The sequence below is a fragment of the Mixta sp. Marseille-Q2659 genome (assembly GCF_940807255.1).
Classification (GTDB): domain Bacteria; phylum Pseudomonadota; class Gammaproteobacteria; order Enterobacterales; family Enterobacteriaceae; genus Mixta.
The window spans coordinates 21,990-36,836 of record NZ_CALNWY010000017.1 but is presented as its reverse complement, the minus strand read 5'-3'; the positions used below and the strand labels follow the sequence as shown (position 1 = coordinate 36,836).

The 14,847-nt window shown below is 55.7% G+C and carries 16 protein-coding genes and 1 pseudogene; 13 read left to right on the top strand and 4 right to left on the bottom strand.

The genetic code is table 11. The features are described 5' to 3' along the window. Positions 1-227: 227 nt before the first annotated feature. The 3 genes from fldA to ybfF form a co-directional block, all read right to left on the bottom strand. Positions 228-758, bottom strand: coding sequence for a flavodoxin FldA (gene fldA, locus P3C52_RS13185; RefSeq protein WP_275555450.1), 531 nt, complete (start codon positions 756-758; stop codon positions 228-230). A 139-nt stretch (positions 759-897) separates the two neighbouring features. Next, a complete protein-coding gene (gene ybfE / locus P3C52_RS13180) occupies positions 898-1,173 on the bottom strand; it encodes a LexA regulated protein (RefSeq protein WP_275555449.1) in 276 nt (91 codons plus the stop codon). A gap of 156 nt (positions 1,174-1,329) precedes the next feature. After that, complete coding sequence (gene ybfF / locus P3C52_RS13175; protein ID WP_275555448.1) at positions 1,330-2,094, bottom strand: esterase; 765 nt, start codon at positions 2,092-2,094, stop codon at positions 1,330-1,332. Positions 2,095-2,350: 256 nt separating this feature from the next. Here ybfF and seqA point away from each other — a divergent pair, with 256 nt between their 5' ends. Together seqA and pgm are read left to right on the top strand one after the other, a co-directional pair. Next, a complete protein-coding gene (seqA, locus tag P3C52_RS13170; protein WP_275555447.1) occupies positions 2,351-2,902 on the top strand; it encodes a replication initiation negative regulator SeqA in 552 nt (183 codons plus the stop codon). Positions 2,903-2,926: 24 nt separating this feature from the next. Then, a complete protein-coding gene (pgm, locus tag P3C52_RS13165; RefSeq protein ID WP_275555446.1) occupies positions 2,927-4,567 on the top strand; it encodes a phosphoglucomutase (alpha-D-glucose-1,6-bisphosphate-dependent) in 1,641 nt (546 codons plus the stop codon). 54 nt (positions 4,568-4,621) lie between these two features. Here the strand turns inward: pgm and kdpE are convergent, their stop codons facing one another. Further along, positions 4,622-5,299 carry a two-component system response regulator KdpE gene (gene kdpE, locus P3C52_RS13160; RefSeq protein ID WP_275555445.1) on the bottom strand — a complete coding sequence of 226 codons (678 nt, stop codon included), beginning with the start codon at positions 5,297-5,299 and terminating at the stop codon, positions 4,622-4,624. Between the two features lie 263 nt (positions 5,300-5,562). Here kdpE and P3C52_RS13155 point away from each other — a divergent pair, with 263 nt between their 5' ends. From P3C52_RS13155 to nei, 11 genes and pseudogenes are all read left to right on the top strand, one after another. Beyond that, positions 5,563-5,763, top strand: coding sequence for a YbfA family protein (locus tag P3C52_RS13155; protein WP_275555444.1), 201 nt, complete (start codon positions 5,563-5,565; stop codon positions 5,761-5,763). 176 nt (positions 5,764-5,939) lie between these two features. After that, positions 5,940-6,893, top strand: coding sequence for a 2-thiouracil desulfurase family protein (locus tag P3C52_RS13150; protein ID WP_275555443.1), 954 nt, complete (start codon positions 5,940-5,942; stop codon positions 6,891-6,893). 16 nt (positions 6,894-6,909) lie between these two features. Further along, on the top strand, positions 6,910-8,355 hold the full coding sequence (gene phrB / locus P3C52_RS13145) for a deoxyribodipyrimidine photo-lyase (protein ID WP_275555442.1): 1,446 nt from the start codon (positions 6,910-6,912) through the stop codon (positions 8,353-8,355). Positions 8,356-8,359: 4 nt separating this feature from the next. Then, positions 8,360-9,102 (top strand): annotated as a pseudogene (locus tag P3C52_RS13140) (type 2 GTP cyclohydrolase I). A 158-nt stretch (positions 9,103-9,260) separates the two neighbouring features. Further along, a complete protein-coding gene (gene pxpB, locus P3C52_RS13135) occupies positions 9,261-9,917 on the top strand; it encodes a 5-oxoprolinase subunit PxpB (protein WP_275555441.1) in 657 nt (218 codons plus the stop codon). Then, complete coding sequence (gene pxpC, locus P3C52_RS13130; RefSeq protein ID WP_275555440.1) at positions 9,911-10,843, top strand: 5-oxoprolinase subunit PxpC; 933 nt, start codon at positions 9,911-9,913, stop codon at positions 10,841-10,843. Before pxpB ends, pxpC begins: the two co-directional genes overlap by 7 nt. After that, entirely contained in the window at positions 10,833-11,573 is a 741-nt protein-coding gene (gene pxpA / locus P3C52_RS13125; RefSeq protein WP_275555439.1) for a 5-oxoprolinase subunit PxpA, read from the top strand. Before pxpC ends, pxpA begins: the two co-directional genes overlap by 11 nt. 44 nt (positions 11,574-11,617) lie before the next feature. Next, positions 11,618-12,346 (top strand): DUF969 domain-containing protein, encoded by a 729-nt coding sequence (locus P3C52_RS13120; protein ID WP_275555438.1) that lies wholly within the window; start codon positions 11,618-11,620, stop codon positions 12,344-12,346. Beyond that, positions 12,346-13,362, top strand: coding sequence for a DUF979 domain-containing protein (locus P3C52_RS13115; RefSeq protein ID WP_275555437.1), 1,017 nt, complete (start codon positions 12,346-12,348; stop codon positions 13,360-13,362). The genes P3C52_RS13120 and P3C52_RS13115 overlap by 1 nt, the downstream gene beginning before the upstream one ends. Before the next feature lie 7 nt (positions 13,363-13,369). After that, positions 13,370-14,017 (top strand): pyroglutamyl-peptidase I, encoded by a 648-nt coding sequence (gene pcp / locus P3C52_RS13110; RefSeq protein WP_275555436.1) that lies wholly within the window; start codon positions 13,370-13,372, stop codon positions 14,015-14,017. Between the two features lie 12 nt (positions 14,018-14,029). Then, positions 14,030-14,818: an endonuclease VIII gene (nei, locus tag P3C52_RS13105; RefSeq protein WP_275555435.1), complete on the top strand. Its 789-nt coding sequence runs from the start codon at positions 14,030-14,032 to the stop codon at positions 14,816-14,818. The last annotated feature ends 29 nt before the right edge of the window (positions 14,819-14,847 follow it).

The following is a 14,847-nucleotide window of genomic DNA, read 5'->3' as shown; positions in this document are numbered from 1 at the left end:
GCAGGTGGAAGTAAAGAGAAGTTCGCTACGTCCGGCGTTGTTCATGCTCATTTGATGCTGCGTTTACATTTCGCTTAATCCTGCCGCTTTGCAGCTCGACGGCAGGAAAGCGCGTGACCGATACGGGTATTCTACCGATTCATTGATAAAATTTTCAAATCCGTACCTATCATTTCTATAGGAAAAACCTGTTACGCAATGTGATTTACAACACAATGCGCATTAAATCAGGCTTCCAGAATCTCTTGCAAATGCAGCTCTTCGTAAATCTGTTTTACCCAACGATCAACGCGCTCGTTGGTCAGCTCAGGCTGGCGATCTTCATCGATGGCCAGGCCAAGGAAATGTTTATCATCAGCCAGACCTTTTGACGCTTCGAAGTGATAGCCTTCGGTCGGCCAGTGGCCAACAATTACCGCGCCGTTCGGCTCAATAATGTCGCGAATGGTGCCCATCGCATCGCAGAAATATTCCGCGTAATCTTCCTGGTCGCCGCAGCCGAACAGCGCAACCAGTTTACCGTTGAAGTCGATCTCTTCCAGCGTCGGGAAGAAATCATCCCAGTCGCACTGCGCTTCACCGTAGTACCAGGTGGGGATGCCCAGCAGCAGAATATCGAAAGCTTCCAGGTCTTCTTTACTGCTCTTGGCAATATCATGCACTTCGGCAACATCGCTACCGAGCTGTTTCTGGATCATCTTTGCAATGTTTTCTGTATTGCCGGTATCGCTGCCAAAGAAAATACCTACGATTGCCATGAGTTTAGTAACCTCTTGAAACTTAAAAATATGGTAACTGCCCGTTGTATGCAGATTACGGCAATAATAGCAGAGACCGTCAGGAGGCGGAACTCGTAAAGCCGTTGCATTTGTTACATCGTGCGCTTCTTCCAGCCGTTCAGAGCGCCTTTAGTTGGGCAAGGATCATCTCTTCGATCAGCTCGCTGCGGCTTAACCCGCGCTCGGCGGCCATTGCGTTAAGCGCATCGACAGCTTCACTGTTCATCTTCAGTTCAACGCGCCGTAACCCGCGCACTTTGTCACGTTTCAACTGATTGCGTTTGTTGATACGAAGTTGTTCATCACGCGACAGCGGACTGGTTTTCGGGCGTCCCGGGCGACGTTCATCTGCGAACAGATCGAGCGTGGTTCGGTCCGTTTGTTCTTTTGCCATAGAATCGTGATACTGAATGGGCTGCGCGTTTGCGCCGCGCATGGTGACGTTTTGGGCCGGTTTGCCGCCAACTCAACAGCGGCAAAATTTTAGCGCGCCATCATACCTTGTGGAAAGAGTGAGAACAATCTTTGTCGGGCAGTTAACGCCTTGCTTTTACAGCGCTAAAAAACGGCGTACGGCTCGCAACACTGCATCCGGTTTTTCCGCATGCACCCAGTGTCCGGCGCCAGCAATAACATGCGCGCGCGCCTGCGGGAACTGCGCCAGCAGCGCATCACGATGAATATCATCGAGATAGGGCGAAAGCTCGCCGCGAATAAACAGCGCCGGGCCATGCCAGGCTGGCACGGTTTCCCAGCCGGAGATAGTGGCGTAGTTATTCCACAGGGCCGGAACGTTAAAACGCCATTCGCCTTCATGAAAGGATTTCAGCAGAAACTGAATAACGCCTTCTTCCGCAATAAAGCTGCGCATGACGTTGGCGGCTTCGCTGCGCAAACGCACATTGGCCTCCGTTACCGCCTTCACCGCGGCAAAAATCTCATCGTGACGGCGCGTGCAGTAATCAACCGGGGCAATATCAATCAGCACCAGCTGTTCAATACGTTCAGGCGCCAGTGCGGTCATCGTCATCGCGATTTTACCACCCATCGAGTGACCGATAACCGTCACTTTATCGATGCCGTGCGCATCCAGCGTCTCCAGCATATCCTGCGCCATCTCGCGATAAGCCATCTCATCGCTGCGCGGCGACAGCCCATGGTTACGCACATCAACCTGAATCAGTGGACGATCCGCCTTCAGGCCGCGCGCCAGCACGCCTAAATTATCCAGGCTGCCGAACAGGCCATGAATCAGCAGGATGGGCAGAGCCTCTGGATTAGACTGTTCAGTTTGCAAGCGAGTATTCAAATTCATGGCAAAGTTCTTACAGTTGAAAGGAAAGCATAGGTTATCATGGTTTTTACTCTCCCTGCCGGTCGGTGAGTGGTTGTTTGCCCGGTGGCTTTGCGGCATATTCTGACTTTTGTCTGCAAGCGCCAACGTCGCTACCGACTTGCAGGATTTAACTTTATAATCCTTATGTTAGAACCACAGCACAGATTGTTTAGCTAAAATTTGCTATGACGCGCTGCGCCGGGTTCTGCCACAAGCAATTACCGTACGGATAAAGATGAAAACGATTGAAGTCGACGAAGAACTCTATCGCTATATTGCCAGCCACACGCAGCATATCGGTGAAAGCGCCTCGGACATTTTACGGCGTATGTTGAAATTTACCGCTGGTCAGAGCGCGCCCGTTGCTGCTGCGGTGCCGGCATCTGCTGCAAGCGTGAATCAGAATAATGAGCCGGTTAAGCCGACCACACGTTCTCAGGATCGGGTGCGAGCTGTACGTGAGCTGCTACTCTCTGATGAGTACGCCGAGCAGAATAAAGCGGTAAATCGCTTTATGTTGATTTTATCGACGCTATATCGTCTGGATCCCGATGCATTTGCTGAGGCCACTGCATCGCTGCAAGGGCGCACCCGCGTCTATTTTGCGGGCGATGAGCAAACACTGTTGCAGCATGGCACCCATACTAAGCCGAAACATGTCCCCGGCACGCCGTATTGGGTGATCACCAACACTAACACAGGCCGCAAATGCAGCATGGTGGAACACATTATGCTGGCAATGCAGTTCCCGCAGGAACTGGCAGATAAGGTTTGCGGCACCATTTAACTGATGCGTCAGGGAGAAGCGCCAATGGCCAATCACCCCCGTGCCGGGCAGCCAGCCCAGCAGAGCGATTTGATTAACGTTGCACAATTAACATCCCAGTATTACGTTCTACAGCCAGAAAAAGGGAATGCGGAACATGCGGTGAAATTTGGCACTTCCGGGCATCGCGGCAGCGCTGCACGCCAGAGTTTCAACGAAACGCATATTCTGGCTATCGCCCAGGCCATTGCTGAAGAACGTAAAAAGAATGGGATTACTGGCCCTTGCTACGTTGGTAAGGATACCCATGCGCTCTCAGAGCCAGCCATTATTTCCGTGCTGGAAGTATTAGCGGCTAATGGCGTTGATGTGATTGTGCAGCAGGATAACGGTTATACGCCGACGCCGGCGATCTCCAACGCGATCCTTGAGCATAACAAAGCCGGCGGCGCGCAGGCGGACGGCATTGTCATTACGCCTTCTCATAACCCGCCGGAAGATGGTGGCATCAAATACAACCCGCCGAACGGCGGCCCGGCCGATACCAACGTTACCAAAGTGGTAGAAGATCGCGCGAATCAGCTGATTCAAAACGATCTGCAGGAGGTGAAGCGTCTGCCGCTGGCAGAAGCGTGGGCCAGCGGACATATCCAGGAAAAAGATCTGATTCAGCCTTATGTAGAAGGCCTGGCGCAGGTGGTGGATATTGAGGCGATTAAGAAAGCGGGTCTGAAAATCGGCATCGATCCGCTGGGCGGCTCCGGCATGGAATACTGGAAGCGCATCGCCGAACATTACCAGCTGGACTTAACCATTGTTAACGACGCCGTTGACCAGACTTTCCGCTTTATGCATCTGGATAAAGATGGCGTGGTGCGTATGGACTGTTCGTCCGAATGTGCGATGGCCGGTCTGCTGGCGCTGCGCGATAAGTTCGATCTCGCTTTCGGCAACGATCCCGATTACGACCGTCACGGAATCGTCACTCCGGCTGGGCTGATGAATCCGAACCATTACCTGGCGGTGGCAATCAATTATCTGTTCCAGCATCGTCCGCAGTGGGGCAAAGAGGTTGCCGTAGGCAAAACCCTGGTCTCCAGCGCCATGATTGACCGCGTTGTCAACGATATTGGCCGTAAGCTGGTGGAAGTGCCGGTAGGCTTTAAATGGTTTGTTGACGGTCTGTTCGACGGCAGCTTCGGTTTTGGCGGCGAAGAGAGCGCGGGCGCTTCTTTCCTGCGTTTTGACGGCACGCCGTGGTCAACCGATAAAGACGGGATCATCCTCTGCCTGCTGGCGGCGGAAATCACCGCCGTAACCGGTAAAAACCCGCAGCAGCACTACGATGAACTGGCTGAGCGTTTTGGCGCACCGAGCTACAACCGTTTGCAGGCGCCAGCCACTTCCGCGCAGAAAGCCGCGCTGTCGAAACTGTCGCCGGAAATGGTCAGCGCGGCTACGCTGGCAGGCGATCCGATTACGGCCCGTCTGACCAGCGCGCCAGGCAACGGTGCTTCGATTGGCGGCTTAAAAGTGATGACGGAAAACGGCTGGTTTGCCGCGCGTCCGTCAGGCACGGAAGATGCTTACAAGATTTATTGTGAGAGCTTCCTCGGCGCCGAGCATCGTGCGCAAATCGAAAAAGAAGCCGTTGAGATTGTTAGCGCAGTGCTGAAAAACGCCTGAGGCTAAACCACAAAAAAGGCGCTGATATTCAGCGCCTTTTTTTATGTCCGCTGATCACGGCATAAAGCGATAGCCGATACCCGTTTCGGTAAGCAGATGCGCCGGACGGGCGGGATCCTGCTCCAGCTTCTGCCGTAAATGGCCCATATAGATGCGCAGATAGTGGCTATGTTCAACCGCATTCGGCCCCCAGACATGATTCAGTAACTGCCGCTGCGTCAGCACTTTTCCTGGATTGTTCAGTAACAGCGCCAGCAGCCGAAACTCCGTCGGCGTAAGATGAACCGTCTCCCCGTTACGCGCAATATGATGTGCCGCCAAATCCACCGTAATCTGACCAAACTGTACGGGTGCGTGCAGTGCCTGCTGTCCGGGCTGACGACGCAGAGCGACGCGCACGCGCGCCAGCAGTTCGCCGACGCCAAAAGGTTTCGTGAGAAAGTCATCGGCGCCGGCATCCAATGCCGCGATTTTATCCTGCTCGTCGCTGCGTGCGGACAGCACAATAACCGGCACGCCGCTCCACTGGCGAAAATCGCGGATAAAGTCGAGGCCATCGCCATCCGGCAAACCCAAATCAAGAATCACTAAATCAGGCTTGCGGGTAGCGGCCTCAATTAGTCCGCGCTGTAAGGTATCGCCGTCATAAACCCGCAAGGCTTCGCTTTCCAGCGCGACGCGCAGAAAACGACGAATCTCTTTTTCATCTTCAACAATCAGTACGCTGGCCAAAACGAGGATTCTCCGCTGTCACAGACAGAAAATGACAAAACCGCACTTTAACAAAACCCGCTGCGCTTTGTGTTGCACCTGCTGAATCAAACAAAACAAAAACCTAAAATTAACAGATATGTAACCTAATTACAGGCGAAGTGTAAATCTGCACTTTTTTTCACCGAATTAGTGGTCGGATGAGTAGTAAAATTACGCAATGGGGCCTATCATATTTAACCAATGACTAATTTGTAACTCATTCTTCTCAGGAGGCGTAGGTAATGTATTCCATTTATCCCCTGCATAAAATTATCCTGCGTCGCGCAGCGGTAATCATTGTTGGCGTACTGGCGTTGCCGGTGATGCTGTTTCGCCGCGATCGTGCGCGTTTTTATAGCTATCTGCATCGCGTCTGGAGTAAAACCAGCACCAAACCGGTCTGGCTGGCGCAGGCTGAAGCAGCTGGTGGCGATTTCTATTGAACCTGCAGTCAGCAACGATAATAACCTGGCCGCCCGCTACGCTCCGCCGCCTGAAAATCTCATCATCCGATGAGATTTTTTTTGCCTGTTGCCACAGTCCGACGGGATTTGAAGTGCGTCATAGAGAGGCTTGCGCTACACTTAAACTTATACAAGATGTTTGAGGTTGTACAAGTATGAGCGAGAAAATACCGGTAGGAATCAGCGCCTGTTTATTGGGCGACAGCGTACGTTTTGATGGCGGTCATAAGCGTCTGACTTTTGCTACGGAAGAACTCGCGCCATACGTGCGCTACGAACCCATTTGCCCGGAAATGTCGATCGGATTGCCTGTGCCGCGTCCGGCGCTGCGGCTGGTAAAACATCAGGACGAGATCGCACTCTGTTTTAGTAAAACGGGCGGAGAAGAAGTAACGACGCAGATGCGCAATTTTGCCCGCCGCAAGGTCGCCGGTCTGCATCACCTTTGTGGCTATATTCTTTGCGCTAAATCGCCCAGCTGCGGTATGGAGCGGGTGCGTATCTATGAACCTGACAGCAATAATAATCGCAAAGAGGGCGTGGGCATTTTCGCACAGGCTTTACAGCAGGAGATGCCCTGGCTGCCGATGGAGGAGGATGGCCGTCTGCATGATGACACATTGCGCGAGAACTTCGTGGCGCGAGTCTATGCGCTACATGAGTTTAACCAGCTCTGGCAAGACGGGCTGACGGCACACAAGCTGATGGCATTCCATACCCGTTATAAGCTGCTGTTGCTGGCGCATTCGCAGCCTGAATATCGACAGTTAGGGCCGTTTGTCGCGGCAATGAAGGAATACGCCTCGCTGGAAGAATTTGCCACTGAATACCGCAACCGCCTGATGAGGCTGATGTCGCATCGCGCTACACGCCGTAACCATACCAACGTTTTGATGCACGTTCAGGGCTATTTCCGTAAACAGCTTTCTTCGTCGCAGCGCCAGGAGCTGGCTTCGCTTATCGATCGCTATCGGCAGGGAGTACAGCCGCTGCTGGCGCCCATCACGCTGCTTAAACACTATATGAAAGAGTATCCGCACGAATGGCTGTCGCAACAGCGTTATTTTGAGCCCTACCCGGAAGCGCTGCGCTTACGTTACGGTCGTTGACAGATCAGGAGAGAGTATGGACACCCATTTGGTCTGGCTGCGCAACGATCTGCGCATCAACGATAACAGCGCGCTGTGGGCCGCCTGTCGGCAGCGCGATGCTAAGGTCATCGCGCTGTTTATCGCGACGCCGCAGCAGTGGCGGCAGCATGATATGTCGCCGCGTCAGGCGGATTACATCTGGCAAAGTCTGCAGCTTTTACAAACGGCGCTGGCTGACAAAGGCATCGTTTTGCACTATCGCCAGTGCGATGATTTCCGTGCTTCTGTCGACTGCCTGGCGGATTTTTGCCGCGAACAGCAGGTCGATGCGCTTTTCTATAACTACCAATATGAATTTAACGAGCGCGAGCGGGATGCAGCGGTTGAACGCCGGTTAACGCAGCAGGGCGTAATGGTGCAGGGTTTCGATGACAGCGTGCTGCTGCCGCCCGGCAGCGTGCAGACCGGTGACGGAAAAATGTACCGGATGTTTACGCCTTTCAGTAAGGCTTATCTGCGACGGCTGCGTGAAAGTTTGCCGGAATGCTTGCCAGCACCCAATAAACGCGCGGCAATCACTCCTGAAGCTCTGCCTGCGCTGGCACCTTTCGATTATCCTCGCCAGCCTTTTGATCGACACTTTTTTCCGATCGGCGAAGCCGCTGCGTTACAGCGCCTGCGCGAATTTTGCCGCCAAAGGGTGCTGGATTATCCGGCGCAGCGCGATTTACCGGCGCTGGATGCCACCAGCCGCCTCTCCGTCTGTCTGGCAACCGGCACGCTGTCGCCGCGTCAGTGTTTGCATCGCCTGCTGCGTGAGCAGCCGCAGGCGTTAAATGACGAGCGGGCCAGCGTCTGGCTGAATGAGATCGTCTGGCGCGATTTCTATCGTCATCTGCTGGTCGCCTTTCCGGCGCTCTGTAAAAACCAGCCCTTTATACCGTGGACGAAAAACGTGGCCTGGCAACAGAATGCGCAGCATTTTACCGCCTGGCAGCAGGGCCAAACCGGTTATCCGATAGTAGATGCCGCCATGCGCCAGCTAAACAGCACGGGTTGGATGCACAATCGCCTGCGCATGATTACCGCCAGCTTTCTGGTCAAAGATCTGCAAATTAACTGGCAGCTGGGCGAACGCTATTTTATGTCGGTATTAATCGATGGCGATCTGGCGGCCAATAATGGTGGCTGGCAGTGGGCGGCTTCCACTGGCACCGATGCGGCGCCTTACTTCCGTATTTTCAACCCCACCACCCAGGGCGAACGTTTCGATAAGCAGGGAACCTTTATTCGTCGCTGGCTGCCGGAGCTGGCGGCAGTGCCCGACAGCGCAATCCACGATCCCCATCGCTGGGCAAAGAAAAATCATCAGCGGCTCGATTATCCGCTGCCGATCGTGGAACATAAGGCGGCAAGAGAGAAAACCCTGGCTATCTTTGAAGCGGCGCGCCAGGCGTCCACTATTACGCGCACGGAGTAGGTGAATGAACAATTTTGAACTGGAGCAGATCGTTAACCAACAGCTTAACAGCGCCGCGTTCAGCGACTATGCGCCGAATGGCTTACAGGTTGAGGGACGCGACGAGGTGAGGAAAATCGTCACCGGCGTCACCGCCTGTCAGGCGCTGCTGGATGAAGCGGTACGGCTACAGGCGGATGCGGTGATGGTGCATCATGGCTACTTCTGGAAAAACGAAGCGCCAGCGATTAAAGGCATGAAGCGTCGCCGTCTGCGTACGCTGCTGGCAAATGATATTAACCTTTACGGCTGGCATTTACCGCTCGATGCGCATCCGCAACTGGGCAACAACGCACAGCTGGCGCAGGCGCTGAGCATTAACGTACAGGGCGAAGTGCAACCGCTGGTGCCCTGGGGCGAACTGGCGGAGAGCCTGAGCGGCGAGGCGCTGGCGCAACGTATCGCGGCGGTACTGGGGCGTGAACCTTACACTGCGGCGATAATGCTCCACAGCAGATCCGGCGCATCGCCTGGTGCAGTGGTGGCGGCCAGGGCTTTATCGACAGCGCGGCGGCCTTTGGCGTCGACGCGTTTATTACCGGCGAGGTCTCCGAACAGACCATCCACAGCGCGCGAGAAAACGGCATTCACTTTTTTGCTGCCGGTCACCATGCCACCGAACGCGGCGGTATTCGCGCGCTGGGGGAATGGCTGGCGGCGCATCATTCACTGGATGTCACCTTTATCGATATTAATAATCCAGCCTGATTTTCCTCGCCTGTTTATCCGACGGCGGGCAGCCGCCTGCCGTTAATTTCCTATTATAAACTCACGCAAAAGCGGTTGACACGCCTGCTGCATCCCCGCATAACTATCTGTTCGAAATGAATAAGATCATAACCAGGGGTTATAACAGGAGGCGAATTTTGCAAAGGGCACGTTGTTACCTACTGGGGGAACGCGCGGTCGTGCTTGAGCTGGAACCGCCTGTTTCACTGCTCAGCCAGCAGCGAATTTGGGGATTGACTCAACGTCTGCGCGATTACCCGCAGGTACTGGAAGCGATTCCTGGAATGAATAACCTCACGGTTATTCTGAGCGATCCGCAGCATCAGGCGCTGGACGCTATTGAGCGCCTGCAAACCTGGTGGGAAGAGAGCGAAGCTGTCGTGCCGGAATCGCGCGATGTCGCCATTCCGGTGATATATGGCGGCGAGGCGGGGCCTGATTTGGATGAGGTCGCACGTCACTGTCAGATGACGCCGCAGCAGGTGGTCGAGGCGCACTCGGCCGCAGAGTATGTGGTTTACTTTATCGGCTTTAAACCGGGATTCCCCTATCTGGGCGGGCTGGATGAGCGTCTGCATACGCCGCGCCGCAGCACACCACGCGTGCTGGTGCCAGCGGGGACGGTCGGCATCGGCGGTAGTCAAACCGGCATCTATCCGCTGGCTTCGCCCGGCGGCTGGCAACTGCTGGGCCGCACCACATTGCCGTTATTCAATCCGCAACACCAGCCACCAACATTACTGCAACCGGGCGATCGCGTACGTTTTGTGCCGCAGAAGGAGGGCGTATGCTGAAAATTATCCGTGCCGGTATGAACACCACGCTTCAGGACGGCGGACGCGGCGGCTGGCGGCAGTTCGGCATCAGCAGCGGCGGCGCGCTGGATGAACCGGCGATGCGTACGGCGAATCTGCTGGTAGGAAATCCACAGCAGCAGGCGGTACTGGAGATTACCTTAGGTCAGTTTTGTGCCGAGTTTGAGCGTGACGGCTGGTTTGCCCTGACCGGTGCTGGCTGCAACGCTGATTTGGACGGTCGTCCGGTCTGGACCGGCTGGCGGCTACCGGTCAAAAAAGGACAGCGCTTGACGCTGGCAATGCCGGTACGCGGCATGCGCAGTTATCTGGCAATCAACGGCGGCTTCGCGATTGAACCGCTGCTTGGCTCCTGTAGCACCGATATTAATGCGGAATTTGGCGGCTGGCAGGGAAGGCGTCTGCAGGATGGCGATGTGCTGCCGCTGGCCGCGCCGACGCGAACCTTCAGCCAGCCCGCAGGTGTACGTCAGCTGCTGTGGGGCAACCGGCTGCGCGCGCTGCCGGGGCCGGAATACCATGAGTTTGCGCGGGAATCTCAGGAAGCGTTCTGGCGCGTTTCCTGGCGGCTTGATCCGCAAAGTAATCGGATGGGCTACCGCCTGCAGGGAAGGCCGCTGGCGCGCAATAGTCAGCGCGAGCTACTGTCGCACGGCCTGTTGCCCGGCGTGATTCAGGTTCCACACAGCGGTCAGCCGATTGTGCTGATGGCCGATGCGCAGACCACCGGCGGCTATCCGCGTATCGCCTGCGTTATTGAAGCGGATCTTTATCATCTGGCGCAAATCCGCCTCGGCGAACCGATCCATTTTATTCACTGTACGCTGGAGGAAGCGCTGCAGGCGAAACAGCAGCAGCAGCGGGTTCTCGACCGCATGGCATGGGGACTGGAAAATGAAAATTGATTTAAACGCGGATTTAGGCGAAGGCTGCGGCAGCGATCGTGAACTGTTGCAGCTGGTCAGTTCAGCCAATATCGCCTGCGGTTTCCATGCGGGCGATGCGCAAACTATGTTGCAGTCAGTACGCTGGGCGCTGGAGTATGGCGTGGCAATTGGCGCGCATCCCTCCTTTCCCGATCGGGAAAATTTTGGCCGCAGCGCCATGCAGCTTCCATCGGAAACCGTTTATGCGCAGGTGCTGTATCAAATCGGCGCACTGAAAGCCATTACGGAAAGCGAGGGCGGCAAGCTCACGCACGTTAAGCCGCACGGCATGCTCTATAACCAGGCGGCGCGCGATGCTGGGCTGGCGGATGCCATCGCCCGTGCGGTAAAGGCCATTGATGCTGGCCTGCTGCTGGTTGGCCTGGCGGGCAGCGAATCGATTCGCGCCGCCCGTCATTACGGCTTGCAGACACGTGAAGAAGTTTTTGCCGATCGGGGTTATCAGACCGACGGCTCGCTGGTGCCGCGTGGCCAACCCGGCGCGATGATTGAAGAAGAAAAACAGGCCATTTCTCGTACATTAGAAATGGTTCAGCATGGCACAGTCGCCAGCGTGACGGGCGAACGGGTTGCACTGCGTGCGCAGACCGTTTGCCTGCATGGCGATGGTCCCCATGCGCTGGCCTTTGCCCGCCGCCTGCGTGACGCTTTCGCCGCGCAGCAAATTTTAGTCAGCAGCGTAGCCTGACATTTTAACCCCGACTGACGTCGGGGTTCTTATAAGGAAAATTTATGCAGCCTTTGGTAAATCTTTGGCCCTTACTGGGCATCGCAGCCATTATTATCGGCTTTTTACTGCGCTTTAATCCGGTGCTGGTGGTCATTATTTCAGGGTTGGTGACCGGCGTGGCGGCGCATATGCCGCTGGGCGATATTCTGGAAAAGCTGGGTTCCGGCTTTCTTAACACGCGCAACCTGCCTTTCATTCTGCTGTTGCCGCTGGCGGTTATCGGCCTGCTGGAGCGTCATGGTTTAAAAGAGCGTGCGCAGGCGTGGATTGCCACTATTAAAACCGCGACGGCGGGGCGTCTGTTAATCGTCTATTTACTGGTACGTGAAGCCACGGCGGCGCTGGGTCTGACCAGCCTTGGCGGACATCCACAGATGGTGCGCCCGCTGCTGGCGCCAATGGCGGAAGGCGCTACGGAGAACCGTTACGGCGAACTGCCGGAATCGGTACGCTACCGTCTGCGCGCCATGTCCGCTGCCACGGATAATGTCGGCCTGTTCTTCGGCGAAGACATTTTTGTCGCTTTCGGCGCGATCATCTTTATGCACAACTTTATGCTGGAGTCCGGCGGTATTCATACTGAGCCGTTGCATATTGCGCTGTGGGGCATTCCTACCGCGATTAGTGCCTTTATTATTCACTCCCTTCGTCTGCGTCGACTGGATAAAAAGCTGGCGGCAGAAATCAGCGCGCTGAATCAGGCGGCGCTCCAGCAAAAAGGAGGCCGCTAATGTTTCAGCAACAATATCTGTTTTATCTGGCCGGACTCATTCTGCTGGTGGTGGCGCTGCTGTCGTGGCGCGATAAGGCAAATCCGCGACGGCTCACAACCGGTCTGTTTTGGGGACTGTACGGGCTGATGTTCCTTATCGGTGACTGGGCGTACCGGCTGGCGGAGCAGCTTACCGGCTCCGGCGCGGAAGGCACGCGCAGTCTGCATATTCTGGTCGGCATATTGGTCGTAGCGATGGCGCTGATCGCCGGTTTCGGCGGCGTGCGTTTGGGAAGCTATCACCAGCGCAGCGAATCTGAGCGGCAGCAGAGCGCCAGCCGTCTCGGCAACCGCCTGTTTTTACCGGCGCTGGCTATTCCGCTGGTCACGGTTGCGGGCGTGCTGGCGTTTAATCATATTCCCGGACTGGAACTGGCGGTATTCGGCGCAGGCAACCATTCCACGCTGGTGACGCTCTTTTCCATGACGCTCGGCTGTCTGGTGGGCTGGCTGGTCGCACTAAAAATGAGCCGCGAGCGTCCGACCCAGTCATTACAGGAAACACGCCGGCTGCTGGATTCTATCGGCTGGGCATTTATTTTGCCGCAAATCCTCGCCACGCTTGGCCTGCTGTTTACCACCGCAGGCGTCGGCAGCGCCATTGCACACCTGACGGAGCAGTATCTGGCGGTCGATAACCGCTTTATCGCCGTCGCGGTATTTGTGGTTGGCATGGCGCTGCTGACGATGATCATGGGCAACGCCTTTGCCGCGTTTCCTATCGTTGTCGCCGGTATCGGCATTCCGGTTCTGGTGCTTCAGCACGGCGGCAATCCGGCGGTGATGGCCGCGATTGGCATGTTCTCCGGTTATTGCGGCACACTAATGACGCCAATGGCGGCTAATTTCAATATCGTCCCGGCGGCGCTGCTGGAACTGCCGGATCGTAATGCGGTCATCAAGGCGCAGACGCCAACCGGCGTGCTACTGTTAATTGTGAACATATTTTTGCTCTATTTTTTGATGTTCCTGTGAGGCGAAAATGAAAAATGTACTGATTACCGCGTTTGAACCGTTCGGCGGCGAGCAGATCAATCCTTCATGGGAAGCCGTTCGTCAGCTGCATGAGCGCATGTTATGCGGCTATAAAGTAGTGGCAAAAGAACTGCCCTGCGCCTTTGGCGATGCGCTGACTACGCTCTATGCGGAGATGGAAGCGCTGCAACCGGAGCTGGTCATTGCGGTGGGGCAGGCGGGCGGACGCGCGGATATTACCGTCGAGCGCGTCGGCATCAATATTAACGATGCGCGCATCCCGGACAACAACGGCAATCAGCCGATTGATGAACCGATTATTCCTGGCGGCCCGGCGGCCTATTTCTCTTCCTTGCCGATTAAGGCGATTGTGGAAGGCATTCGGGAAGCGGGTATTCCTGCTTCGGTATCGCAAACGGCTGGCACCTATGTTTGCAACCATGTGATGTACGGCCTGCTGCATCGTCTTGCCCAGCAGGATAATGCCGTGCGCGGCGGTTTTATTCATATTCCTTATCTGCCGGAGCAGGCAATAAACCATCCCGGCAGTCCCAGCATGGCGGCACAAACCGTCATTCTGGCGCTGGAAATGGCGATTACCATTGCACTTCGTACTGAACAGGATCTGCGCCTGGTTGGCGGCGCAACGCACTAACAGGATATTCGTATGCCAGAAGGACCAGAGATCCGCCGGGCGGCGGATCGGCTGGAAGAAGCCATTGTCGGCAAACCATTAACGAATGTCTGGTTTGCCTTTCCGCAGCTTAAAACCTATGAAAACGCCTTACTCGGCGAGACGGTTACCGCCATTGAAACCCGTGGGAAAGCGCTGCTTACGCACTTTTCCAACGGACTGACGCTTTACAGCCATAACCAACTGTATGGCGTCTGGCGCGTGGTGAAAACCGGCAGCGAACCCGTCACGCAGCGCGTGCTGCGCGTGCGGCTCGCCTGTGCCGATCAGACGATTTTGCTGTACAGCGCGTCGGATATTGAGATGCACAACAGCGATACGCTGGCGGCGCATCCTTTCCTCCAGCGCATCGGCCCTGACGTGCTGGATATGCAGCTGACTGAGGAAGCGGTGCAAGAACGTCTGCTTTCACCGCGTTTTCGCCGTCGCCAGTTCAGCGGCCTGCTGCTCGATCAGGCGTTTCTGGCCGGTTTAGGTAACTATCTGCGGGTGGAAGTTTTATGGGAAGCCGGGCTGGCGCCGCAGCATCGGGCGCAGGATTTGACCGAGACGCAGCTCCAGCGCCTGGTTCAGGCTATGCTGGCGATCCCACGCCACTCTTATCGTATGCGCGGCACCATGAAAAGCGCCCATCACGGCGCGGCATTTACCTTTAAAGTTTTTCATCGCGCCGGAAAAGCCTGCGAACGTTGCGGCGGCATCATCGAAAAAACCACGCTTTCCTCCCGGCCCTTTTACTGGTGTCCCGGCTGCCAGAAATAGTTAACACTGGCTAATAAAAAAGGGCCCGC

Coding starts and splice junctions, on each gene's coding strand:
- P3C52_RS13150 (WP_275555443.1), top strand. CDS start 5,940: ATGAGCGAGAAAATACCGGTAGGAATCAGCGCCTGTTTATTGGGCGAC.
- ybfE (WP_275555449.1), bottom strand. CDS start 1,173: ATGGCAAAAGAACAAACGGACCGAACCACGCTCGATCTGTTCGCAGAT.
- P3C52_RS13155 (WP_275555444.1), top strand. CDS start 5,563: ATGTATTCCATTTATCCCCTGCATAAAATTATCCTGCGTCGCGCAGCG.
- P3C52_RS13120 (WP_275555438.1), top strand. CDS start 11,618: ATGCAGCCTTTGGTAAATCTTTGGCCCTTACTGGGCATCGCAGCCATT.
- pgm (WP_275555446.1), top strand. CDS start 2,927: ATGGCCAATCACCCCCGTGCCGGGCAGCCAGCCCAGCAGAGCGATTTG.
- nei (WP_275555435.1), top strand. CDS start 14,030: ATGCCAGAAGGACCAGAGATCCGCCGGGCGGCGGATCGGCTGGAAGAA.
- fldA (WP_275555450.1), bottom strand. CDS start 758: ATGGCAATCGTAGGTATTTTCTTTGGCAGCGATACCGGCAATACAGAA.
- pxpC (WP_275555440.1), top strand. CDS start 9,911: ATGCTGAAAATTATCCGTGCCGGTATGAACACCACGCTTCAGGACGGC.
- pcp (WP_275555436.1), top strand. CDS start 13,370: ATGAAAAATGTACTGATTACCGCGTTTGAACCGTTCGGCGGCGAGCAG.
- ybfF (WP_275555448.1), bottom strand. CDS start 2,094: ATGAATTTGAATACTCGCTTGCAAACTGAACAGTCTAATCCAGAGGCT.
- pxpA (WP_275555439.1), top strand. CDS start 10,833: ATGAAAATTGATTTAAACGCGGATTTAGGCGAAGGCTGCGGCAGCGAT.
- P3C52_RS13115 (WP_275555437.1), top strand. CDS start 12,346: ATGTTTCAGCAACAATATCTGTTTTATCTGGCCGGACTCATTCTGCTG.
- phrB (WP_275555442.1), top strand. CDS start 6,910: ATGGACACCCATTTGGTCTGGCTGCGCAACGATCTGCGCATCAACGAT.
- seqA (WP_275555447.1), top strand. CDS start 2,351: ATGAAAACGATTGAAGTCGACGAAGAACTCTATCGCTATATTGCCAGC.